This is a genomic window from Pantoea sp. F_5, assembly GCF_008631595.1.
In the GTDB taxonomy this organism is placed as follows: domain Bacteria; phylum Pseudomonadota; class Gammaproteobacteria; order Enterobacterales; family Enterobacteriaceae; genus Pantoea; species Pantoea gossypiicola.
In genome coordinates this window covers 83,736-107,537 of sequence record NZ_VWUO01000005.1, presented here as the reverse complement: position 1 = coordinate 107,537, position 23,802 = coordinate 83,736, and the positions used below count along the sequence as shown (strand labels likewise).

Sequence of the window (23,802 nt, the reverse complement as noted above, 5' to 3'; positions counted from 1 at the left end):
CCCTCAATGCATTGCATCACCCAGCCCAAACACCGGCAGATACATTGCAATGACCAGCGTGCCGACAATGCCGCCAATCACCACCATCATCATCGGTTCCAGAGACGCCGCCAGTGTGTCAGCGCGCTCTCGCGTTTCTGCCTCGTGCCATTCTGCCAGGCGGGCCAGCATCAAATCCAGTGCGCCCGCCTCTTCACCCACCCGAATCAACTGACCACACAAGGGCGTGAAAAGCGAATGCTGCATCAGCGCCTGATGCAGAGGACTGCCTTGAGCAATATGCTGCTGCAGTCCGGCTATCGCTTCCCGCCAGAGCAATGAGGAGAGCGTGACTTCAACGGCCGCCAGCCCCTGGAACAGGGTTAATCCGGCGCGTTGCGTGAGATTCAGGATGGTATAGATCTGCGTCAGTTGCGTGCCTCGCCACAACCCGGAAAGCAGCGGGATGCGCAGGAAAAGCGTCTGTTCACGACGTTGCCAGCCTGGAGAGCGTCGTCGCAGCTGATGCCATCCAGCCAGCATCAGCGAAACACCAAAGGCCAGCACAGCGCCCCATTCCTGAAGCGCGGCAGATAACTGCATGACCGCGGCTGTAAACGCGGGCAGTGGCGCGTCAAAGGAGTCATACACCGCAACGAACTCTGGCAGCACGAACAGCAGCATACCGCAGGTGACCGCTATCGCCACCAGCAGAATGAACAGCGGATAGCGTAACGCCTTTGCCACCTGATGCCATAACTGCTGCTGGCGGATCTGCTGCTGAGCCAGCTCACTGCAGCAGACATCCAACTGCCCCGTCAGTTCGCCCACTTCCATCAGCGCCGGATAGAGCGGCGGAAAAATCTGCGGCCATTCACGCAAAGCCTGTGAAAAAGGGGCACCGCTGAGTACCCGATGATGCAGGGCAAGCATCAGAGCCCGCCAGCCTGCATGAGGGTGCCCCTCCGCCAGCAAAGCCAGACTTTCTGCCAGTGGCAGGCCCGCTTTGAGCAGGGTAGCCAGCTGACGAATCAGATCGGTTTTGTGCTGCCACGTCCAGTCCCTCTGACGCAGGATTTTTTCCCGCTTCCAGTTCACTGGCAGAAGATCGCGCTGCGCCAGGATGAGTAGCAGGTTGTCAGTGTTGGCAGCCAGAAGCTGACCACTGAGTAACTGGCCCTGGCAGTCGACCGCCTGCCAGCTAAATAAAGCTGCGTTAGCCATCGTCCAGCCCAATCACCCGTTGCATCTCTTCCAGCGAGGTATCGCCCCGGCTTACCGCTTCCAGGCCGGAAACCAGTAAAGTGCGCAATCCCTGCTGTTTGGCCAGACTAAGCAGATTCTCAAGCGGCATCTCGGCTGCAATCGCATTCTGCAGCCTGGCATTGATCGGCAGAAGTTCAAACAGTGCCAGCCGGCCAAAATAACCGGAAAAGCAGTGATCGCAACCGGGCGCCCGCCAGGTTTGCAGGGTGCCGGGCCAGAGTTCCGCAGGATAGTGCGCCACCGCCTCAGCAGGCTGACGGCAATGGGGGCAGAGGCGCCGCACCAGACGCTGCGCAACAATCAGTTTCAGCGCCGACCCCAGCAGATAACCGGGAATCCCCATCTGCCGCAGCCGGGTTAGCGTTTCGGCGGTGGAGTTGGTGTGCAGCGTCGACAGCACCAGGTGCCCGGTCTGAGCCGCTTTCACCGCAATCTCCGCTGTTTCGGCATCGCGGATCTCGCCCACCATGATCACATCCGGATCCTGTCTCAGCAGCGCCCGCAGCACGCGGTTAAAATCGAGACCGTTTTTGGTGTGGATCTGCGTCTGGTTAATGCCGGGCAGCGGGATCTCAATCGGATCTTCAACGCTGCACAGATTTTTTTCCGGTTTATTCAGGGCACTAAGCCCGCTATAGAGCGTAAACGTCTTGCCGCTGCCGGTGGGGCCGGTGACTAGGATCAGTCCCTGTGGCTGGGCCAGTGCGGCGCAGAACAGACGCAACTGGGCAGCGGGTAAGCCGAGCTTATCCAGAGACAGCGCCGCGCTTTCACTCTGCAACAGACGGACCACGGCTTTCTCGCCGCCATAGATGGGTAAGGTCGCCAGGCGGAAAGAGGCGGGTTTACCGGCAATCTCCATGCTGAACTGACCATCCTGCGGTAACCGGCGTTCGGCGATATCCAGACCGCCAAGGATTTTCAGTCGTGCCAGCAACGCCGCAGGTTGAGTGGAAGGCAGTGAAGAGAGCGGATGCAGTACGCCATCAATGCGCAGTCGTACACGCAGACCCTCGCGGCAGGGTTCGATATGCACATCGGAAGCCCGTCGTTCCAGTGCCTGACGCAGGATGAGTTGTGTCGCTTCAATGGCTGACCCGGCAGGTGTCTCTTCGCGCGCTACCAGCGGTTTATCAGCATGCTGGAGCTGGTCAAGCCGGGCCTGCGGCCAGCATTCGATCTCAATCTGACACTGGCTGGCAAAATTGAGTGCTTCAGTCAGTCCGGGCGGCACGCTCTCCGCGACTGCAACGCGCAGCAGACTGGCATCATGGTGCAGAACCAGAGCGCGATAGTGCTGGCATAATGCCGCAATCGTCTCATCAGGCTTGCTCATCGCTGGCTCCTTTATCCGCAAAGCGGAATTGTTCCCGGCAATTGTCCTGCAGGCTGGTGTTACTGCTGGTGCAGCTACGTTGCCAGCTGATGCCGCCCTCTGTGCTGTCCCAGATCGGTAGCATTTCAACGCTCAGGCCATTCAGACTCTCCTGGCCAGTCAGCGTAATCACTCCGTTGGTCACGCTCAGTGCTGAGACATAGCGCGATCCTCTGGCTGCCGGAATACCGGCTTCTCCGGCCTGGCATTGCGTCGGGCCGCCGCGTTCCATGGCGCAAAGCTCAACCGCCGTTTTGTAGGGCACCATCGTCTGCAGCATGTCGGTGAGGGCCGCGCGCTGCAGATAATTTTGATAAGCGGGAAGGCCAATGGCACTTAAGATCGCCACAATACCCACCACAATCATCAGTTCAACCAGCGTAAATCCACGTTGATAATTCATGACTTCGTCTCCTGATTTAAGAAGGCGACAGGGTAAAAATCGGGGGCGGTGAAAGACAGTCAGAGATCGGCGAACTGGAAAGCGTGATGTGAAGAGATTTCAGAATTGCAGCGCAGTCGAAACTGCGCCGGAAGCGGGATCGCAAAATCGCCGTGTTGGAGGACGGCTCAGGCTATTTTTGTTTGAATCGCATCGAGAGGTCCAGCGCCCGCACATGCTTGGTCAGTGCGCCCACCGAGACGTAGTCCACGCCGGTCAAGGCGATCTGCGGCAGAGTGGTTTCGGTGACGTTGCCGGAGACCTCGAGCAGCGTCCGCCCCTGGTTGAGTTCAACGGCTTCACGCATCGCTTCCAGACTGAAGTTGTCCAGCATCACAATGTCGGCTTCCGCTTCCAGCGCCTGACGTAACTCTTCCAATGATTCCACCTCCACTTCAACCGGCACATCGGGTTGCAGCCACTGCGCGCGTTCGACTGCCTGAGCAATCGATCCGCTGGCAATGATATGGTTTTCTTTGATCAGATAGGCGTCAGAGAGGCCCAGGCGATGATTGCTGCCTCCGCCGCACAGTACGGCATATTTCAGCGCAGTCCGCAGTCCTGGCAGGGTTTTGCGCGTGTCCAGCAGCTGCGTCTGACTTCCCGCCAGCAGTGCGACATAGCGGCTGACTTCGGTGGCAACACCCGAGAGCGTCTGTACAAAATTAAGCGCCGTCCGCTCGGCGGTCAGCAGCAGGCGGGCAGGCCCCTCAATTTCAAACAGCAACTGATCCGCTTCGATCCGATCACCATCTTCAACATGCCAGTTCAGAGCCGCATGCGAGCCAAGCTGAATGAATACCTCTTCAACCCAGCGTTTACCACAGAAAACACCGGCTTCACGGGTGATGACCTGCGCATGGGCCTGGGTATCGGCGGGTAACAGCTGTGCGGTAATATCGCGGTCAGCATCGATCTCACCACCGAGGTCTTCTTTTAACGCCAGCGCAACGGCATCCGGGATGTCACTTTCAATGCGTTTAATCAGGGCCTGACGGCGGCTGTCGGGATCATAACCACGGGATGACATAAGCATTTTACTCCAGAAACAGGAAGGACAGAGGCGGTCACAATAGCCTGAACCGGCATCAGGTTCCAGCAACGGATAGTATTTTGTTTAGTATCCTTAACAAAGGGCAATTTAATGTCACCAGACCGACACACTAAGAGGCAAGAATCCTTTATTATTCATGCTATTCTCAGCCTGGTGAAATAAGGAAAAGCGGTATGAAAATCAAACAGGGCTGGCTGACCGGTGTGCGTCACGTGCCGTCAACGCATTGTAATGAACGCCCTGACGATGAGGCGCCTTCACTGCTGGTGATCCACAATATCAGCCTGCCACCCGGTGAATTTGGCGGTCCCTGGATCGACAGACTATTTACCGGCACATTACCGCCCGATGCCCATCCCTATTTTGCGGATATCGCCGCGCTGAAAGTGGCAGCACATTGCCTGATTCGTCGTGATGGGGAGATCGTGCAGTATGTCTCCTTTGACAAACGCGCCTGGCATGCAGGCATTTCGCAGTTTGAAGGACGTGAAAACTGCAACGACTTCTCCATCGGTATTGAGCTGGAAGGAACTGACAGCGAGCCGTATAGCGAGGCGCAATATCGGGCTCTGCAGCAGGTCACGCAGTTACTGCTGCAACACTACCCGGTAACGCCTTCACGTATCACGGGGCACAGCGATATCGCGCCGGTACGCAAAACCGATCCCGGACCTGCTTTTGACTGGGACTACTACAAACAGCTGTTAACGCAGCAAAAATCGTGATTTTTGCGGAGTCAGTATGACGTTGTTTACCTTGTTATTGGTTTTAGGCTGGGAGCGCCTGTTTAAACTGGGCGAGCACTGGCAACTCGAACACCGGCTGGAGCCGATTTTTCGCCATCGCCGCCATTACTCCATGATGCGAACCCTGCTGATGACCGTACTGGCGATGGCGCTGACCGCGCTGGTGGTCTGGAGTCTGAAAGGATTACTGTTTGGCGTATTGCAGTTGCTGTTCTGGATCGTTGCCGGACTGCTCTGCATCGGTGCCGGCTCAGTACGTCAGCACTACCATAACTACCTGAAAGCGGCCAGCCATGACGATGACGCGGCACATCAGGCGATGGCAGCTGAGCTGACGCTAATCCATGGTGTGCCGGTGGAGTGCAGCGAACGTGAGTTCCTGCGCGAGCTGCAGAATGCGCTGATCTGGATAAACTTCCGTTTCTATCTCGCCCCGATGTTCTGGCTGGTGGTGGGTGGACCGTGGGGACCGGTGCTGCTGGTGGGTTACGCGTTTCTGCGCGCCTGGCAAGGCTGGCTGGCCAGACACGGCACACCGATGGCGCGTGCACAATCGGGCGTGGATGCGATTCTGCATCTGCTCGACTGGATCCCGGTGCGGCTGGCGGGTGTCGCTTACGCACTGCTGGGCCATGGCGAAAAAGCGCTGCCCGCCTGGTTTGCCTCGCTGACCGATCGTCACCGTTCTCAGTATCACGTGCTGACGACGCTGGCGCAGTTCTCACTGTCGCGCGATCCGCACAGCGATAAAGTTGAAACGCCACGGGTGGCCGTGGCGTTAGCGAAACGGACTTCGCTGGTGCTGGTTGTTGCCGTCGCGTTGCTGACGATTTACGGCACGCTGGTGTAATCAGCAGGTGGCACGCCGAAATCGGGCGTGCCATCATCCCGCCAGCTGAAATATTTTAGTCGGGTATGGCGGTTCGGATCCCAGAGCGGATCGCCCTCAATTTCCGTGTAATTACGTGCGTGGTAAACCAGCACGTCGCGTCCTGTCTCATCCTGGGTAAAACTGTTGTGGCCCGGCCCGTACTGGTGGTTGTCCCAGCTGGACACAAATACCGGCCGTGCTGATTTCTGCCAGGCCGCGGCATCAAGCGGGTTGGCATCCGCGGTAATCGACAGGATCCCCAGACAATAATTCTCATCGGTGGCGCTGGCGGAATAGGTCACAAACAGCCGATCGCCGTGACGAATGACCGCCGGTCCTTCATTAACGCTGAACCCGGCACACTCCCACTCATATTCCGGCCGGCTCAGCATTACGGGCGTGCCTTTCAGCGTCCAGGGATTCAGCAGCTCAGCCAGATAGAGGTTGGAGTTACCGGGAATGACGGGATCTTTCTGCGCCCAGAGATACCAGTTTTTGCCCTGATGCACGAAGTGGGTGGCATCCAGAGAGAAGCTGTCTAAATGGGTGAAGACCCTGCGGCAGGGCTGCCATTCGCCCTGCAATGGATCTGCGGCCTCGCACACCAGTGCGTACATCCGATGCTGGAATAATCCCTCTTTAATATCGCGCGTCGGTGCCGCCGCGAAATAGATCACCCACAGCCCGTCGATATAGTGCAGCTCCGGTGCCCAGATGAGTTCGCTGCAGGGACCGCTCTCCGGCTTGCGCCAGACCACCACCGGCTCTGCGCTGCGCAGGTCAGCCAGCGTGGTGGCGCGGCGAATCTCCAGCCGGTCATACTCCGGCACCGATGCCACAAAATAGTAGTGCTGCTCATGGCGCAAAATAAAGGGATCGGCGCGCTGCTCAATAAAAGGATTTGGCAGGATTGAAGTCATTTAACATCTCCGGTTGGCGTGGCAGCACGGTTGTGCAGACGAACAGTGTGTAAGTCGTGGAAGTTTTCGCGACGCAGCGCCAGATCCTGCTGGATGGTGAGCATCATTTTGCGGTCAACCTTCATCAGCCGCACCACACCTGCGGTAATCAGATAGCCGATACCCGGAATAACGGTGAACAGCAGCATGATGCCGTCAATCGCCTCGGCTGACTGCTGTTTTGCGCCCGCGTTGTAGCCATATATTGAGAGCAGAAAACCGACCATCGCACCGGCGACCGCCAGTCCTACCTTAAGGAAGAAGAGGTTGCCGGAGAAGCTGATGCCGGTAATGCGTTTACCGGTTTTCCATTCGCCGTAGTCATCCACATCAGCCATCAGCGACCAGTGCAGGGGGGAGGGGATCTGATGCAGAATATTCAGCACAAAATAAGCCACCACGACCATCAGGGTGGCGTGCGGATCGATCCAGTAAAAGCCGCTGGAAAAAAGGGCCAGTACGATATTCGTCCAGAAGAAAACTTTGAGTTTGCACCAGCGATCGGTGAGCAGTTTTGCCAGCGTGCTGCCGAACATCATGCCAATCACTCCCAGGCTGATAAACAGCGTGGCGAAGTGCGTTGACTGGCCCATGACCCAGGTCACGTAATACATGGTGGCCGCCATGCGGATAAAGCCAGGACAGACGTTACAGAAGGTCAGCAGCAGAATGCGCACCCACTGGTCATTCTTCCAGACGTCACGCAGATCTTTCTTCAGGTCATCATTGCTCGGCACGGCCGGGCGAATACGTTCCCGTACCGTGGCAAAGCAGAACAGAAACATCGCCAGACCAATGGTGGCCAGTACCGCCATCGCCATCTGGTAGCCGCGTGCTTTGTCTTCACCACCAAACCACTCCGCCATCGGCAGCAGCGACAGTGACAGTATCAGCGTCGCGATGCCGACCATGACAAAGCGGTAAGACTGGCAGGAGACGCGCTCACCGGGATCGTTGGTAATCACGCCGCCCAGAGAACAGTAAGGAATGTTAATCGCGGTGTAGGTCAGCGACATCAGAAAGTAGGTGACGAAGGCCCAGATTACCTTGTTGTGATAAGTCCAGTCGGGCGTGGTGAACATCAATACGCTGAAGACCACATAGGGCACGGAAACCCACAGCAGCCAGGGACGAAAACGGCCCCAGCGACTCTGAGTGCGATCGGCGATGGCACCCATAATCGGATCGGTGACCGCATCCAGTACTCTGACCGAGAGTAACAGCGTTCCTACCAGCGCCGGGGCCAGTCCGAAAACATCGGTATAGAAGTAGTTCAGGAACAGCATGATGGCACCGCCAATCATGTTGCATCCGGCATCGCCCATGCCATAACCCAGCTTTTCTTTAAATGAGAGTGCTGCGGGCTTCATTTTGCTTCTCCTGCAAACCGTGAAGCCAGTGATTATTAGGGTTGAAGCCGTCTGTGACGCAGCAGCAATTGGTTACAGAGATGGACAAAACAGGCGGGCGCAAAAAAATGTGAACTGATACGCACCAGCGAGCCAGTTCACATTACTTTATAGAGGGTATTTTTAACGAAAGGGGGTTTACGCAGCGCTGTTGTTCTGGCCTTCAACCAGTCCGCCAACGAAGCTGCCAAGCCAGCCACCAATATTGCCAAAGAGAGTGCTGGCAACAGAACCTACTAAACCGGAAATAAATGGCACCGGGATCAGGGAGCCGAGTATATTACCGATTAATGAACCGGCCTGCTTACCCACAGTGGTAGTAATATCCTGAATCATGCCACAGCCACTTACGGCCAAAATTTCTGATGGTGCGAGTTCCCGCATAATAATTTTTTCCTTAATCAGGTTAGAAGCAGGAAAAAATTACCATCTCAAGCCAGTAATAAAAATAGTAATAGAGCTAAAGTGGCCGGTGCGCCCTGACAGCGCGCACCGGATGAGCAAAAAGATCAGGCTTTCTGCGTCTGGTTCTTAATAAAGTAACCTATACCCAGAATGACCAGCCAGACCGGGATCAGCCAGACTGAGATCGCCATACCCGGCGTGGTCGCCATCAGCACCAGAATTCCCGCCAGGAAGATCAGGCAAATCCAGTTACCCGCCGGATAGAGCAGCGCTTTAAAGCGGGTTGTGACGCCCTGCTGATCTTTCTTACGACGGAACTTGAGGTGCGCCAGGCTGATCATCGCCCAGTTAATCACCAGTGCGGAGACCACCAGCGACATCAGCAGGCCAAATGCTTGACCCGGCATCAGGTAGTTGATCAGCACGCACAGTGCAGTGGCAACAGCCGAGACCAGAATTGTTAAGACCGGCACACCGCGACGATCGACCTTGAGCAGCGCTTTTGGCGCATTGCCCTGCTGTGCCAGACCAAACAGCATCCGGCTGTTGCAGTAAACGCAGCTGTTATAGACCGACAGGGCCGCCGTCAGGATCACCACATTCAGCGCATTCGCCACCATGGCATCGCCCAGCTCGTGGAAGATAAAGACAAACGGGCTGACTTCTGACGTAACACGGCTCCACGGCATCAGAGACAGCAGCACCGCCAGCGAACCAATGTAAAAAATCAGGATACGCCACAGCACCTGGTTCGTTGCTTTTGGAATGCTCACTTCCGGGTTATCAGCCTCTGCTGCGGTGATACCCACCAGCTCCAGTCCGCCGAACGAGAACATAATAATTGCCATGACCGCGACCAGACCGCCGATGCCATGCGGGAAAAAGCCGCCCTGATCCCACAGGTTGCGCACGGTCGCCTGCGGACCCGCGTGACCGCTGAACAGCAGCCAGCCACCAAACAGGATCATGCCGATGACCGCGACCACTTTAATAATGGCAAACCAGAACTCCATCTCACCGAACACTTTCACGTTAGTCAGGTTGATGGCGTTGATCATGACAAAGAAGATGGCTGCCGAGGCCCAGGTCGGAAAGTCGGGCCACCAGAATTGGATATATTTGCCGACGGCAGTGAGCTCGGCCATGGCGACCAGCACGTAAAGGACCCAGTAGTTCCAGCCTGAGGCGAAGCCGGCAAAGTTACCCCAGTATTTGTAGGCGAAGTGGCTGAAGCTGCCGGCAACCGGCTCTTCAACCACCATTTCACCCAGCTGACGCATGATTAAAAAGGCAATAAAACCGGCAATCGCATAGCCCAGAATAACGGCCGGTCCGGCGGATTCAATGACCGATGCACTGCCCAGAAACAGGCCAGTTCCCACTGCACCACCCAGCGCGATGAGCTGAATATGGCGGTTCTTAAGACCACGTTTCAGCGCTTCGCCTTGCTGTTGTTCCATACAAACCTCGTGATGTTTTTATTCTTCTTTTGCAGCGCAGTCCGCTGTAATGAAGTAGTTACAATAACGTATTGATTATTTTACGGTATCCGGCGTGCTGAATGCTGCCATCTGCTACCCTGGCGACAAGAATAGTGATAAGCGAATCGCTTTGCACCTGCTTTCGCCTTTCGTGCTGAGAGTTGACTGAAAAAACGCCGTCGCGGTCACGTCTGTCCCCCGCAAACTTCTGCCATGAAATGCCGTTAATGACGAATAGCTTTCACTTATGGTTACCGCTGCGCTCAGGCCCTGGGCGGGTGTAAGGTTTGGTAAAAGTGCATTTATTTAACATCTACAGGAGCATGGATTTTTCATTTTTTTAACCGCGAGTTAGCGTCAGCACAGGCTTGCGGGATATGTGAATGTCGCAGACACCATATAGACACAAGGTGAATACTTTGTTACTTTACCGGCACCTCTTTGCAATTGGTATTACCAATTTACTCCGGACGATTGGCTTAATAAGAAGGGATGATGGCTTACAGTAAGATTCGCCAACCCAAGCTCTCCGACGCTATCGAGCAACAGCTCGAATCCCTGATTATGGAAGGGACCCTGCGTCCGGGAGAGAAGCTGCTCCCTGAGCGCGAACTCGCTAAACAATTCGATGTCTCACGTCCATCTCTCCGCGAAGCGATCCAACGCTTAGAAGCGAAAGGATTATTGCTGCGCCGTCAGGGCGGCGGAACATTCGTACAGGAGCATCTCTGGCAAAGCATGAGTGACCCACTCGTTGAGCTTCTCGCTGACCATCCGGAATCACAGTTTGACCTGCTGGAAACGCGTCATGCCTTAGAGGGCATCGCGGCCTATTACGCGGCGCTGCGCGGCACGGAAGAAGACCTGCTGCGCATTCGCGACTGCCATGTGCACATCCAGCAGGCGCAGGACAGCGGCGATTTAGACGCCGAAGCGGACGCCGTGATGCAGTATCAGATCGCTGTCACAGAAGCGGCCCATAATGTTGTGCTTTTACATTTGCTACGCTCAATGGGCCCTATGCTGGAACAAAACGTCCGTCAGAATTTCGAATTGCTCTACTCGCGCCGGGAAATGCTGGCAAAAGTGAGCGGTCACCGCGCCAGAATCTTTGAGGCGATTGTGGCTCGTGAGCCAGAAAAAGCGCGCGAGGCTTCACACCGTCACCTGGCGTTCATAGAGGAAATCTTGCTGGACAGAAGTCGGGAGCAGAGCCGTCGTGAACGCTCCCTGCGTCGTTTACAGCAACGTAAGGAATAACGTGCGACAAAGATCGTACGGACATCAGACGAGCCTGCCTGCATCTGCTTAAACAGGCTCCCGATTATTCAACGTATTAGACACAGATAAGGAACACACCCATGTCAGAACGTTTACACAATGACGTGGATCCGATTGAAACTCGTGACTGGCTACAGGCGATCGAATCGGTCATCCGTGAAGAAGGTGTTGAACGTGCACAGTATCTGATTGATCAGGTACTGGGTGCAGCCCGCAAAGGCGGCGTAAAAGTGGCTGCAGGTTCGTCTGCAATCAGCAACTACATCAACTCTATTGCCGTTGAAGATGAACCCGATTATCCGGGCAACACCTCTCTTGAACGTCGTATCCGTTCCGCAATCCGCTGGAACGCCATCATGTCGGTGCTGCGCGCGTCGAAGAAAGATCTGGAACTCGGTGGTCACATGTCCTCCTTCCAGTCTTCTGCGACGATTTATGAAGTGTGCTTCAACCACTTCTTCCGCGCCCGTAGTGACAAGGATGGCGGCGATCTGGTCTATTTCCAGGGCCACATCTCTCCAGGCATCTATGCCCGTGCGTTCCTTGAAGGTCGCCTGACTGAAGATCAAATGAACAACTTCCGTCAGGAAGTTGACGGTAAAGGTCTCTCTTCTTATCCGCACCCGAAATTAATGCCGGAATTCTGGCAGTTCCCGACCGTATCAATGGGTCTGGGTCCATTGTCAGCGATCTATCAGGCGAAATTCCTGAAGTATCTGGAACACCGTGGCCTGAAAGACACCTCTGCTCAGACCGTTTATGCCTTTCTGGGTGACGGCGAGATGGATGAGCCGGAATCAAAAGGTGCGATCACCATCGCAACTCGTGAAAAACTGGATAACCTTGTCTTCATCATCAACTGCAACCTGCAGCGTCTGGATGGCCCGGTAACCGGTAATGGCAAGATCATCAACGAGCTGGAAGGCATCTTTGCCGGTGCTGGCTGGGAAGTGATCAAGGTCATCTGGGGCGGACGCTGGGATGAGCTGCTGCGCAAAGATACCAGCGGCAAGCTGATTCAACTGATGAACGAAACCGTTGACGGTGACTACCAGACCTTCAAATCCCGTGATGGTGCCTATGTGCGTGAGCACTTCTTTGGTAAATATCCGGAAACCGCCGCGCTGGTTAAAGACATGTCCGATGATGAAATCTGGGCACTGAACCGTGGCGGCCACGATCCGAAGAAAATCTACGCGGCACTGAAAAAAGCGCAGGACACCAAAGGCAAGCCAGTACTGATCCTGGCGCATACCATCAAAGGTTATGGTATGGGCGACACCGCGGAAGGCAAAAACATTGCTCACCAGGTGAAGAAGATGAACATGGATGGCGTGCGCTATATCCGTGATCGCTTCAACGTGCCGGTTGCTGACGATAAAATCGAAGAACTGCCGTACGTCACCTTTGAGAAAGGCTCAGAAGAGCATGCTTATCTGCACGGTCAGCGTGAGAAGTTAGGCGGCTATCTGCCAACGCGTCAGCCGAAGTTCACTGAGAAGCTGGAAATGCCAGCACTCGAAGAGTTCAGTGCGCTGCTGGATGAGCAGAACAAAGAGATCTCGACCACTATCGCCTTTGTACGTGCCCTGAACGTGATGCTGAAGAACAAGTCGATCAAAGATCGCCTGGTTCCGATCCTCGCCGATGAAGCGCGTACCTTTGGTATGGAAGGTCTGTTCCGTCAGATCGGTATCTACAGCCCGAACGGTCAGCAGTACACACCGCAGGACCGCGAGCAGGTTGCCTACTACAAAGAAGACGAGAAAGGCCAGATTCTGCAGGAAGGGATCAACGAGCTGGGCGCAGGTTCATCCTGGCTGGCTGCGGCGACCTCTTACAGCACCAACAACCTGCCGATGATTCCGTTCTACATCTATTACTCGATGTTCGGCTTCCAGCGTATCGGCGATCTGATGTGGCTGGCGGGCGACCAGCAGGCGCGCGGCTTCCTGGTCGGCGGCACCTCCGGTCGTACGACGCTGAACGGCGAAGGTCTGCAGCATGAAGATGGTCACAGCCATATTCAGTCTCTGACTATCCCGAACTGTATCTCTTACGATCCATCTTATGCCTATGAAGTGGCTGTCATCATGCATGACGGTCTGGTGCGTATGTATGGCGAAGCGCAGGAGAACGTTTACTACTACATCACCACGCTGAACGAAAACTACCACATGCCAGCCATGCCGCAGGGCGTGGAAGAGGGTATCCGTAAGGGTATCTATAAGCTGGAAACGGTAGAGGGCAGCAAAGGTAAAGTGCAGCTGCTGGGCTCAGGTTCTATCCTGCGTCACGTGCGTGAAGCGGCGCAGATCCTGGCGAAAGATTACGGTATTGGCTCTGATGTCTACAGCGTGACCTCGTTCACCGAGCTGGCGCGTGATGGTCAGGATTGTGAGCGCTGGAACATGCTGCATCCGACTGAAGAAGCGCGTGTACCTTACATCGCTCAGGTGATGAATGACGCACCTGCTGTTGCTTCAACCGACTATATGAAACTGTTCGCTGAGCAGGTTCGTAGCTATGTCCCGGCCAGCGATTATCGCGTACTGGGTACCGATGGCTTTGGTCGTTCTGACAGCCGTGAGAACCTGCGTCATCACTTTGAAGTTGATGCATCTTATGTGGTGGTTGCCGCGCTGGGTGAGCTGGCTAAACGCGGCGAGATCGAGAAGAAAGTGGTGGCCGATGCGATCACCAAATTCAATATCGATGCCGATAAAGTTAACCCGCGTCTGGCTTAAGAGGTAATAGAGTAATGGCTATCGAAATTAAGGTACCGGATATCGGGTCTGACGAAGTTGAAGTCACCGAGATTCTGGTGAAAGTTGGCGACAAGGTGGAAGCCGAGCAGTCGCTGATCACCGTGGAAGGCGACAAAGCCTCAATGGAAGTGCCGTCGCCGCAGGCGGGCGTAGTGAAAGAGATTAAGATCTCAACCGGTGACAAAGTTGAGACCGGCTCACTGATCATGGTGTTTGACGCTGAAGGTGCTGCTGAAGCAGCACCAGCACCGGCCGCAGAGAAAAAAGCGGATGCGGCACCAGCGCCAGCCGCTGCTACGGCCACTGCCAGCAAAGAAGTGGCGGTTCCGGATATCGGCGGTGACGAAGTCGAAGTCACTGAGATTCTGGTTAAGGTTGGCGACAAAGTCGAAGCCGAGCAGTCACTGATTGTGGTGGAAGGTGATAAAGCCTCAATGGAAGTCCCGGCTCCGTTCGCGGGTGTGGTCAAAGAGATCACCATTGCGACCGGCGACAAAGTCAGCACCGGTTCAGCCATCATGGTCTTTGAAGCAGAAGGCGCAGCACCGGCCTCTGACGCGAAGCCAGAAGTGAAAGAAGAAGCAGCATCGGCACCCGCCGCTGCGGCAGGCGCAAAAGAAGTTAACGTTCCGGATATCGGCGGTGATGAAGTCGAAGTCACCGAGATCCTGGTCAAAGTTGGCGACAAAGTTGACGCTGAGCAGTCACTGATCGTGGTTGAAGGCGACAAAGCCTCAATGGAAGTCCCTGCGCCGTTTGCAGGTACTGTCAAAGAGCTGAAAGTTGCCACTGGCGATAAAGTCAGCACTGGCTCACTGATCATGGTGTTCGAAGTCGAAGGTGCTGCTCCGGCCGCCCCTGCGGCAGCGAAACAGGAAGCCGCACCGGCACCTGCTGCCAAATCTGATGCTAAGCCAGCCGCCGCGGCACCAGCAGCTAAAGCCGACAGCAAAGGTGAGTTCGCAGAGAACGACGCTTACGTTCACGCGACCCCGGTGATCCGTCGCCTGGCGCGCGAGTTCGGTGTGAACCTGGCGAAAGTCAAAGGCACCGGTCGTAAAGGTCGCATTCTGAAAGAAGACGTGCAGACTTACGTGAAAGACGCCGTGAAACGCGCTGAAGCAGCACCTGCTGCTGCAAGCGGCGGCGGTCTGCCGGGCATGCTGCCATGGCCGAAAGTTGATTTCAGTAAGTTTGGCGAAATCGAAGAAGTCGAACTGGGTCGTATCCAGAAAATTTCTGGCGCGAACCTGAGCCGTAACTGGGTGATGATCCCGCACGTTACGCATTTCGACAAAACTGATATCACCGATCTGGAAGCGTTCCGTAAGCAGCAGAATGCTGAAGCAGAGAAGCGTAAGCTGGATGTGAAATACACGCCTGTCGTGTTCATCATGAAAGCGGTTGCTGCGGCGCTTGAGCAGATGCCACGCTTCAACAGCTCGCTGTCTGAAGATGCGCAGAAACTGACGCTGAAGAAATATATCAACATCGGTGTGGCGGTTGATACGCCAAATGGCCTGGTTGTTCCGGTCTTCAAAGACGTGAATAAGAAGGGCATCACCGAGCTGTCGCGTGAACTGATGGCGATTTCGAAGAAAGCGCGTGACGGTAAGCTGACAGCGGGCGACATGCAGGGTGGATGTTTCACCATCTCCAGCCTGGGCGGCCTGGGCACCACACACTTCGCGCCGATCGTTAACGCGCCGGAAGTGGCTATCCTGGGTGTCTCTAAATCGGCGATGGAGCCAGTGTGGAATGGTAAAGAGTTTACGCCGCGTCTGATGATGCCGATTTCTCTCTCCTTCGACCACCGCGTGATCGACGGTGCTGATGGTGCGCGATTCATCACCATTATCGGCAATATGTTGTCTGACATTCGTCGTTTAGTTATGTAAATGTGAAGAAGGCCGGCGGATGCCGGCCTTCCTTTAACGATTCGTCGCGCCGCTGTTGGCAGTTTGTTAACAATTCTGTAAACTCTTGCGGTGAAAGTCCCGGTGGAACAAGGGCATTATAAGAACGTCTGACCCGCCGGATATCAATTAAGAGGTCATGATGAGTACAGAGATTAAAACCCAGGTCGTGGTACTTGGGGCAGGTCCTGCAGGTTACTCTGCAGCCTTCCGTTGTGCGGATTTAGGTCTGGAAACCGTACTGGTAGAGCGTTACAGCACCCTCGGTGGTGTTTGTCTGAACGTCGGTTGTATCCCATCTAAAGCGCTGCTGCACGTTGCTAAAGTGATTGAAGAGGCAAAAGCCCTTGAAGAGCACGGCATTGTGTTTGGCCAGCCATCTACTGATATCAACAAGATTCGCAGCTGGAAAGAGAAGGTTATTAACCAGTTGACTGGCGGCCTGTCAGGTATGGCAAAAGGTCGTAAAGTCACCGTGGTGAATGGCCTCGGCAAATTCACCGGTGCTAACACCCTGATGGTGGAAGGAGAAGGCGGCGCGACCACCATCAATTTCGACAACGCCATCATCGCTGCGGGTTCACGCCCAATCGAACTGCCATTCATTCCACATGAAGATCCACGCGTCTGGGACTCTACCGATGCGCTGGAACTGAAAGAAGTGCCGAAGCGTCTGCTGGTCATGGGCGGCGGTATCATCGGTCTGGAAATGGCGACGGTCTATCACGCGCTGGGTTCAGAGATCGATGTGGTTGAGATGTTCGACCAGGTTATCCCTGCTGCGGATAAAGACGTGGTGAAAGTCTTTACCAAGAAAATCAGCAAGAAATTTAACCTGATGCTGGAAACTAAAGTGACCGCCGTTGAAGCAAAAGACGATGGCATTTACGTTTCAATGGAAGGCAAAAAAGCACCAGGCGAAGCGCAGCGTTATGACGCGGTGCTGGTTGCTATCGGTCGTGTGCCGAACGGTAAAGGTCTGGATGCCGGTAAAGCGGGCGTGGAAGTGGACGATCGCGGCTTTATCCGCGTCGACAAGCAGATGCGTACCAATGTGCCACACATCTATGCTATCGGCGACATCGTCGGTCAGCCGATGCTGGCGCATAAAGGCGTGCATGAAGGCCACGTAGCGGCAGAAGTGATCTCTGGTCTGAAGCACTACTTCGATCCGAAAGTGATCCCTTCGATTGCCTATACTGAGCCAGAAGTTGCCTGGGTCGGTCTGACCGAGAAAGAAGCGAAAGAGAAGGGCATCAGCTACGAGACCTCCACCTTCCCGTGGGCTGCCTCTGGCCGTGCTATCGCTTCAGATTGTGCAGACGGCATGACCAAGCTGATTTTCGACAAAGAGACGCACCGTGTTATCGGTGGCGCGATTGTCGGTACTAACGGCGGCGAGCTGTTAGGCGAAATCGGTCTGGCCATTGAGATGGGTTGTGATGCGGAAGATATTGCGCTGACCATCCACGCTCACCCGACCCTGCATGAGTCAGTAGGCCTTGCTGCAGAAATCTTCGAAGGTAGCATCACCGATCTGCCTAACGCGAAAGCGAAGAAGAAGTAAGTTTCTGCTGCTGCAAAGAGAAAGCTCCCGTTACGGGGGCTTTTTTTTGGTCTGGATTTGGTGTTGGATATTATGTGTGCATTTGGGATGATTCAGGGTGTAAAATCTGGTGAAATTTTAGGGTGTGTAAAAGCTTATATAAATCAAAGGGATGTTTTTAGAGTGTTCCCCGCGTGAGCGGGGATAAACCGCTATCCTGAAGCGTCACTTAATCAGGAGGCATGTGTTCCCCGCGTGAGCGGGGATAAACCGCGACTTAGCCGGACCAAACAGTGCCCTGATTTGTATTCCCCGCGCCAGCGGGAATACAGAACAGACGTACATAGCGAGCCACATCATTGAGGACCACGATATGAGATATCCGATTTACATTCACAGAACTGACACAGGAACTTATAGCGGATTTGTGCCGGACATTCAGGGCTGTTTTTTTGCTGATGATACGTTTAACAAAACGATAGAGGATGCGGCTAGCGCTATAGATGCACACGTAGAGTTCACCGTTAATGAAGGTGGCCGTATACCCGTTGCGCGGACGTTCGAAATTTATGCAGATGATCCGGACTGTCAGGGCGGGACCTGGGCCTATGTCGATGTCGATTTGAGCAAGTATGATGGCCAGCCTGTAAACTAAATATTACGTGTTCCCCGCGTCAGCGGTAAAAAGCTGATGAGCTGTTAAAAACATGTCTCAGCGTAAGTATGTTCCCTGCTTCAGCAGGGAACTACTGGTGGTTTGCCACCTATGGTGTTTTTCAAAATCCGGCGTAATGTTAAAATAAATTCAAATCAATTAATGAGTTATGCTCTTCTCCTGCGCCACCCGCTCAACAAACATCTGCGCCAGTTCAGCAATGGCACTGTTGCCGGGCAGCCTCTCTTCATTGATATACATCACCAGCGTACTACTGCGTCGGCGACCCTGGAGCAGGGGCAGGGGACGGAGTTCACCGCTCTCTAAGAGGCCCGCGATATTCTGTTCCGGTAGCCAGCCATAGCCAAGCTGGTGCTGGACCGCTTCAATCGCTGCCGACAGGGTAGTGAATGACCAGTTTTCTGCCTGATCGCCACTCACCTCTGACTGCTGCTGTTGCTGGCGATCCAGAATGGTAATGCAGGGCCAGCGCGCCAGTGTGGCAGCATTAAGCGGGGCAGGTTCACTGTGCAGCGGGTGATCGCGATGGGCGACGGCAACGAAATCGACGCTCATCAGGCTTTCGCCAGCCAACGGCTCAGCGCCATATTGCGCCACCAGCCAGAGATCGGCCTGTTGTTCTGCCAGCCTGTCTGGTGTTTCGCTGCGGACAATTTCGCTAAACCAGATGCGCACATGTGGATAGCGTTGCTGAAATATATTGAGCACATCAAACAGCAGAGGTTTTGGAAAGGTAGCATCCACCATTAAATCAATGCGCGAACGTTCCCCCCTTCGCAGAGCACTGGCCTTAGCTTCAAGCGCGCTAAATCCTTCCAGTAGTGGACGTACCTGCGCAAGTAACTGATGTCCTTCAGCACTCAGAACGGCACGGCGTCCCACCTGCTCCAGCAGTTCCATGTCGAGCCGTTGTTGAAGCAGACTCAACTGATAGCTTAATGAGGACTGACTGCGATTATTCTTCTCCGCGGCCAGCGCAAAACTCCCTTCCTTTACGACGGCGTCGAGCAGATACCACTGTTCCAGCGTTGTTTTGTACATGGCAATCCATCTAAAAATTGAATAATTTAGTGCTAAAAATAGCGTTATTAATCGCTTTTGTAACGCGCAATAATCACCTCAAGGAAAACAAATGAGGAATGCATTATGAGCACTTTTGATAAACATGACCTGTCTGGCATCGTTGGCAAACATCTGGTTTACACCTATGACAATGGCTGGAACTACGAGCTCTACATTAAAAATGCCAGCACCATCGACTATCGCATTCACAGTGGCATGGTCGGCAATCGCTGGGTTAAAAATCAGCATGTTTATGTGGTTCGCCTGGCGCAGGATGTCTATAAAGTTTCCTGGACTGAACCAACCGGCACTGATGTCAGCCTGGCCGTTAATCTGGCGGATAAAATTTTCCACGGCACCATTTTCTTCCCACGCTGGGTCATGAACAATCCGGAAAAAACCGTCTGCTTCCAGAATGATCATCTGGAAGAGATGGCGAAATTCCGCGAAGCGGGTCCGGCTTATCCAACCGAAGTGATTGATGAGTTCGCGACGCTGACCGTGATTCGTGATGTGGGTGAAAACAACGAAAGCGTGATTGACTGCCCGCCTGATCAGCTGCCCGCCAATTTTCCGGAAAACCTGAAAAATTAAGAGTGAACAGAAGAGGTCATGATGACCTCTTCTGCTTAGCTATTTATGACTTGTAGCTTCTGATGTGTAACGTATGAGGACGAAAAAATGGATTTATCGACGAAGGTTTTTATCAGCAGTGACCAGCACGACGGTTTCGGTGTCAGTTCCACCATCATCATGGGTGAGAAAGAGGCGATGTTAGTCGACGCCCAGTTCACGCTGTCGAATGCGCATCGATTAGTCGCTGAAATTATCGAAACCGGTCTCGACCTGAAACGCATTTTTATTACCCACCTGCATCCCGATCATTTTCTGGGTCTTGAAGTGATTAAATCCGTCTTTCCGGATGCCGAAATCTTCTCCTATAAGCAGGTCGCCGAAGACGTTAATGACGCCTTTGACTTCAAAATTGATTACTGGGGTAAGCAGGTATTAAAAGAGAATGGTGCCCGCACTAAGTTTCCGATTACTGAACTGGAAGAGGATACGATCTGGCTGGAAGGGCAGGAGATTAAAATTCTGAGCGATCTCAGTGGCGATTGTATTCGTGTGACACCGCTCTGGATCCCGTCGACGAAAACGCTGATCGCCTCCGACGTGGTCTTCGCTGATGCACACGTCTGGATTGCCGATATGCGCACGCCGGATCGCATACAGAAATGGATGGAAAGCCTGGACAAGCTGGAAGCGCTGGAGCCGAAAGTGCTGATCCCTGGGCATTCGCGCACTACGCCAACCCTCAGCCCGTCGGCGATTGGCTTTACCCGCACCTATATCAACGATTTCATCAGGACGCTGCATAAGGTCAAAAACAGCGAAGAGCTGGTGCAGGAGATGGAGCGAATCTATCCCAACCTGCCGGTGAAAATCTGTCTCGACTACAGTGCACGGATTCTGAAAGATCACTACGTCTGGCCGGGTGACTGGCCGGTATCACTGCGGGAAATGAAAACCACGCTGTAATCGTCTCTGGCGTCAATAACACCAGGCCTGTCTCCGGCCTGGTGTTGATATCTGCCCGCATTCACCTCTGTGGTAACCCCGAAGCCCGTTCACTTCTATTCCTGCCAGTTATCTATTTCCCTGAATCACTTCACTAAAACTGCGCCAAGGCTGACTTAACCCTGCCGTTTCTTCTGTGAAATCCGTTACGCTGCAAAGAGACCCAATCAGCCAGCTTAGCTGGCTGATGCGGGATAATAAGCGGGCAGAACGAGCGCAGAGGATTATGTTGTATTTTTGTAAACAGATTAACAAACAGACGAAATCCTGCTATTCTGCCCTCCGCGAAACCGGGCACCTCAACCTGGACGAGAAAGGGAAGTGTGTTCTCCATAAGTGAGCAAGGTGGTCGGAAAGCCCTACATAATGAGAGCGAGGATAACGTCGTGCTAGAAGAATACCGTAAGCACGTTGCCGAGCGTGCTGCCCAGGGAATTGTACCTAAGCCTTTAGAGGCTTCCCAGATGGCCGCGCTGGTTGAACTGCTGAAAAATCCACCTGCGGGTGAAGAAGAATTTTTGACCGATTTATTGGTCAACCGAGTCCCACCTGGCGTCGATGAAGCGGCGTATGTCAAAGCCGGTTTCCTGGCGGCTGTCGCCAAAGGCGAAGCAACCTCTCCTCTGATATCTCCTGAAAAAGCGGTTGAACTGCTCGGCACCATGCAGGGCGGTTACAATATTCATCCGCTGATTGAAGCGCTGGACGATAGCAAACTGGCACCCATCGCGGCGAAAGCCCTTTCACACACGCTGCTGATGTTCGACAACTTCTATGATGTCGAAGAAAAAGCGAAAGCGGGTAATGAATACGCGAAGCAGGTGATGCAGTCCTGGGCCGATGCGGAGTGGTATCTGTCACGCCCTGAGCTGGCTGAGAAGATCACCGTTACGGTGTTTAAAGTCACTGGCGAAACCAACACCGACGACCTCTCTCCGGCCCCGGATGCCTGGTCACGTCCTGACATTCCACTGCACGCTCTGGCGATGCTGAAAAATGCCCGTGAAGGCATTGAGCCGGATGAAGCGGGCAATATCGGCCCGATCAAACAGATCGAAGCACTGAAGACCAAAGGCTTCCCACTGGCCTATGTCGGCGACGTGGTCGGAACCGGTTCTTCACGTAAATCCGCAACCAACTCGGTGCTGTGGTTTATGGGCGACGACATCCCGAACGTGCCGAATAAAAAAGGCGGCGGCGTGGTGCTGGGCAGCAAAATTGCACCCATCTTCTTCAACACGATGGAAGATGCGGGCGCACTGCCGATTGAAGTGGACGTTAATGCTCTGAATATGGGCGATGTCATCGACATCTATCCGTTCAAAGGCGAAGTCCGCAACCACGAAACCAACGAACTGCTGGCCAGCTTCGAACTTAAAACCGAAGTGCTGATTGACGAAGTGCGCGCCGGTGGCCGTATTCCGCTGATCATCGGTCGCGGCCTGACCACCAAAGCGCGCGAATCGCTGGGTCTGCCGCACAGCACCGTGTTCCGTCAGGCGAAAGATGTTGCGGAGAGCACCCGTGGGTTCTCACTGGCGCAGAAAATGGTTGGCCGTGCCTGTGGCGTCGCCGGTATTCGTCCGGGTGCCTATTGCGAACCGAAGATGACCTCGGTTGGCTCGCAGGATACCACCGGTCCGATGACCCGTGACGAGCTGAAAGATCTGGCTTGCCTGGGCTTCTCGACCGATCTGGTGATGCAGTCCTTCTGTCACACCGCCGCCTATCCTAAGCCGGTGGATGTGAACACGCACCACACGCTGCCAGACTTCATCATGAACCGTGGCGGTGTCTCACTGCGTCCGGGCGACGGCATTATTCACAGCTGGCTGAACCGTATGCTGCTGCCGGATACCGTAGGAACCGGCGGTGACTCCCATACCCGTTTCCCAATCGGCATCTCTTTCCCGGCGGGTTCAGGCCTGGTGGCGTTTGCGGCAGCGACGGGCGTTATGCCGCTCGACATGCCGGAATCGGTACTGGTGCGCTTCAAAGGTAAGATGGAGCCAGGCATTACTCTGCGCGATCTGGTTCACGCCATTCCGCTGTATGCCATCAAACAGGGTCTGCTGACCGTTGAGAAGAAAGGTAAGAAAAACATCTTCTCTGGCCGCATTCTTGAGATTGAAGGTCTGCCGGATCTGAAAGTCGAGCAGGCGTTTGAACTATCCGATGCGTCAGCCGAGCGCTCCGCTGCGGGCTGTACCATCAAGCTGGATAAAGCGCCGATTATCGAATATCTGAACTCCAACATCGTGCTGCTGAAGTGGATGATCGCAGAAGGCTACGGCGATCGCCGTACGCTGGAGCGTCGCGTTGAAAGCATGGAGAAATGGCTGGCCGATCCTCAGTTGCTGGAAGCCGATGCGGATGCGGAATACGCCGCCGTGATCGAAATCGATCTGGCTGACATCAAAGAGCCGATCCTCTGTGCGCCAAACGATCCCGACGATGCCCGTCTGCTCTCTGACGTTCAGGGCGAGAAGATCGACGAAGTGTTTATTGGTTCGTGCATGACTAACATTGGTCACTTCCGTGCTGCCGGTAAACTGCTGGATAGCCACAAAGGCCAGCTGCCAACCCGTCTGTGGGTGGCTCCGCCAACCAAGATGGATGCGGCGCAGCTGACCGAAGAGGGCTATTACAGCGTATTCGGCAAAAGCGGTGCGCGTATCGAGATCCCGGGCTGTTCACTCTGTATGGGTAACCAGGCCCGTGTGGCTGATGGTTCGACGGTGGTTTCCACTTCGACCCGTAACTTCCCGAACCGTCTGGGTACCGGTGCTAACGTCTACCTGGCATCTGCAGAGCTGGCGGCAGTGGCTTCACTGTTAGGCCGTCTGCCAACGCCGGATGAGTATCAGCAATTTATGGCGCAGGTCGATAAAACGGCCAGCGACACCTATCGCTATCTCAACTTCGACCAGCTGGCGCAGTACACCGACAAAGCTGACGGCGTGATTTTCCAGACCGCAGTCTGATTCC

The 23,802-nt window shown here is 54.5% G+C and carries 19 protein-coding genes; 10 read left to right on the top strand and 9 right to left on the bottom strand.

What is annotated here, in order from left to right; translation table 11 throughout:
* Window positions 1-3 precede the first annotated feature (3 nt).
* The 4 genes from hofC to nadC form a co-directional block, all read right to left on the bottom strand.
* Window positions 4-1,203 (bottom strand): protein transport protein HofC, encoded by a 1,200-nt coding sequence (gene hofC, locus F3I44_RS08770; RefSeq protein WP_150019377.1) that lies wholly within the window; start codon window positions 1,201-1,203, stop codon window positions 4-6.
* Entirely contained in the window at window positions 1,196-2,581 is a 1,386-nt protein-coding gene (gspE, locus tag F3I44_RS08765) for a type II secretion system protein GspE (protein WP_150010801.1), read from the bottom strand. The genes hofC and gspE overlap by 8 nt, the downstream gene beginning before the upstream one ends.
* Entirely contained in the window at window positions 2,568-3,023 is a 456-nt protein-coding gene (ppdD, locus tag F3I44_RS08760; protein ID WP_150010799.1) for a prepilin peptidase-dependent pilin, read from the bottom strand. The genes gspE and ppdD overlap by 14 nt, the downstream gene beginning before the upstream one ends.
* Before the next feature lie 172 nt (window positions 3,024-3,195).
* Window positions 3,196-4,092, bottom strand: a complete 897-nt coding sequence (gene nadC, locus F3I44_RS08755) for a carboxylating nicotinate-nucleotide diphosphorylase (protein WP_150011009.1) — start codon at window positions 4,090-4,092, stop codon at window positions 3,196-3,198.
* A gap of 197 nt (window positions 4,093-4,289) precedes the next feature.
* Between nadC and ampD the strand changes: the two genes are divergently transcribed.
* Complete coding sequence (gene ampD / locus F3I44_RS08750; RefSeq protein WP_135910086.1) at window positions 4,290-4,841, top strand: 1,6-anhydro-N-acetylmuramyl-L-alanine amidase AmpD; 552 nt, start codon at window positions 4,290-4,292, stop codon at window positions 4,839-4,841.
* Window positions 4,842-4,857: 16 nt separating this feature from the next.
* On the top strand, window positions 4,858-5,712 hold the full coding sequence (gene ampE / locus F3I44_RS08745) for a beta-lactamase regulator AmpE (protein WP_150010797.1): 855 nt from the start codon (window positions 4,858-4,860) through the stop codon (window positions 5,710-5,712).
* Here ampE and F3I44_RS08740 read toward each other — a convergent pair.
* The 4 genes from F3I44_RS08740 to aroP form a co-directional block, all read right to left on the bottom strand.
* The gene (locus F3I44_RS08740) at window positions 5,694-6,653 is read right to left on the bottom strand and encodes a family 43 glycosylhydrolase (protein ID WP_150010795.1); all 960 of its coding nucleotides are present in this window, start codon (window positions 6,651-6,653) and stop codon (window positions 5,694-5,696) included. The two genes, ampE and F3I44_RS08740, sit on opposite strands and share 19 nt — an antisense overlap.
* A complete protein-coding gene (locus F3I44_RS08735) occupies window positions 6,650-8,062 on the bottom strand; it encodes a glycoside-pentoside-hexuronide (GPH):cation symporter (RefSeq protein ID WP_150010793.1) in 1,413 nt (470 codons plus the stop codon). Before F3I44_RS08735 ends, F3I44_RS08740 begins: the two co-directional genes overlap by 4 nt.
* Before the next feature lie 177 nt (window positions 8,063-8,239).
* Window positions 8,240-8,437: a hypothetical protein gene (locus F3I44_RS08730; protein WP_150010791.1), complete on the bottom strand. Its 198-nt coding sequence runs from the start codon at window positions 8,435-8,437 to the stop codon at window positions 8,240-8,242.
* A gap of 173 nt (window positions 8,438-8,610) precedes the next feature.
* Window positions 8,611-9,966 carry an aromatic amino acid transporter AroP gene (gene aroP / locus F3I44_RS08720; protein WP_150010789.1) on the bottom strand — a complete coding sequence of 452 codons (1,356 nt, stop codon included), beginning with the start codon at window positions 9,964-9,966 and terminating at the stop codon, window positions 8,611-8,613.
* A 516-nt stretch (window positions 9,967-10,482) separates the two neighbouring features.
* On the opposite strand from aroP, the gene pdhR reads away from it, so the two are divergent.
* From pdhR to F3I44_RS08695, 5 genes are all read left to right on the top strand, one after another.
* A complete protein-coding gene (pdhR, locus tag F3I44_RS08715) occupies window positions 10,483-11,247 on the top strand; it encodes a pyruvate dehydrogenase complex transcriptional repressor PdhR (RefSeq protein ID WP_033781878.1) in 765 nt (254 codons plus the stop codon).
* A gap of 101 nt (window positions 11,248-11,348) precedes the next feature.
* The gene (gene aceE, locus F3I44_RS08710) at window positions 11,349-14,015 is read left to right on the top strand and encodes a pyruvate dehydrogenase (acetyl-transferring), homodimeric type (protein ID WP_013356789.1); all 2,667 of its coding nucleotides are present in this window, start codon (window positions 11,349-11,351) and stop codon (window positions 14,013-14,015) included.
* Window positions 14,016-14,029: 14 nt separating this feature from the next.
* The gene (gene aceF, locus F3I44_RS08705) at window positions 14,030-15,934 is read left to right on the top strand and encodes a pyruvate dehydrogenase complex dihydrolipoyllysine-residue acetyltransferase (protein ID WP_150010787.1); all 1,905 of its coding nucleotides are present in this window, start codon (window positions 14,030-14,032) and stop codon (window positions 15,932-15,934) included.
* A 160-nt stretch (window positions 15,935-16,094) separates the two neighbouring features.
* Complete coding sequence (lpdA, locus tag F3I44_RS08700; RefSeq protein ID WP_150011007.1) at window positions 16,095-17,519, top strand: dihydrolipoyl dehydrogenase; 1,425 nt, start codon at window positions 16,095-16,097, stop codon at window positions 17,517-17,519.
* 352 nt (window positions 17,520-17,871) lie between these two features.
* Window positions 17,872-18,153: a type II toxin-antitoxin system HicB family antitoxin gene (locus tag F3I44_RS08695; RefSeq protein ID WP_150010785.1), complete on the top strand. Its 282-nt coding sequence runs from the start codon at window positions 17,872-17,874 to the stop codon at window positions 18,151-18,153.
* Between the two features lie 159 nt (window positions 18,154-18,312).
* Here F3I44_RS08695 and F3I44_RS08690 read toward each other — a convergent pair whose 3' ends face one another.
* Entirely contained in the window at window positions 18,313-19,215 is a 903-nt protein-coding gene (locus F3I44_RS08690; RefSeq protein ID WP_150010783.1) for a LysR family transcriptional regulator, read from the bottom strand.
* Window positions 19,216-19,320: 105 nt separating this feature from the next.
* Here F3I44_RS08690 and F3I44_RS08685 point away from each other — a divergent pair, with 105 nt between their 5' ends.
* The 3 genes from F3I44_RS08685 to acnB all read left to right on the top strand — a co-directional run bounded on the left by F3I44_RS08685 (window position 19,321) and on the right by acnB (window position 23,798).
* Window positions 19,321-19,830, top strand: coding sequence for a phenolic acid decarboxylase (locus tag F3I44_RS08685; RefSeq protein WP_010253965.1), 510 nt, complete (start codon window positions 19,321-19,323; stop codon window positions 19,828-19,830).
* An 87-nt stretch (window positions 19,831-19,917) separates the two neighbouring features.
* On the top strand, window positions 19,918-20,775 hold the full coding sequence (locus F3I44_RS08680; protein WP_150019376.1) for an MBL fold metallo-hydrolase: 858 nt from the start codon (window positions 19,918-19,920) through the stop codon (window positions 20,773-20,775).
* Window positions 20,776-21,200: 425 nt separating this feature from the next.
* A complete protein-coding gene (gene acnB, locus F3I44_RS08675) occupies window positions 21,201-23,798 on the top strand; it encodes a bifunctional aconitate hydratase 2/2-methylisocitrate dehydratase (protein WP_150010779.1) in 2,598 nt (865 codons plus the stop codon).
* Window positions 23,799-23,802: the final 4 nt, after the last annotated feature.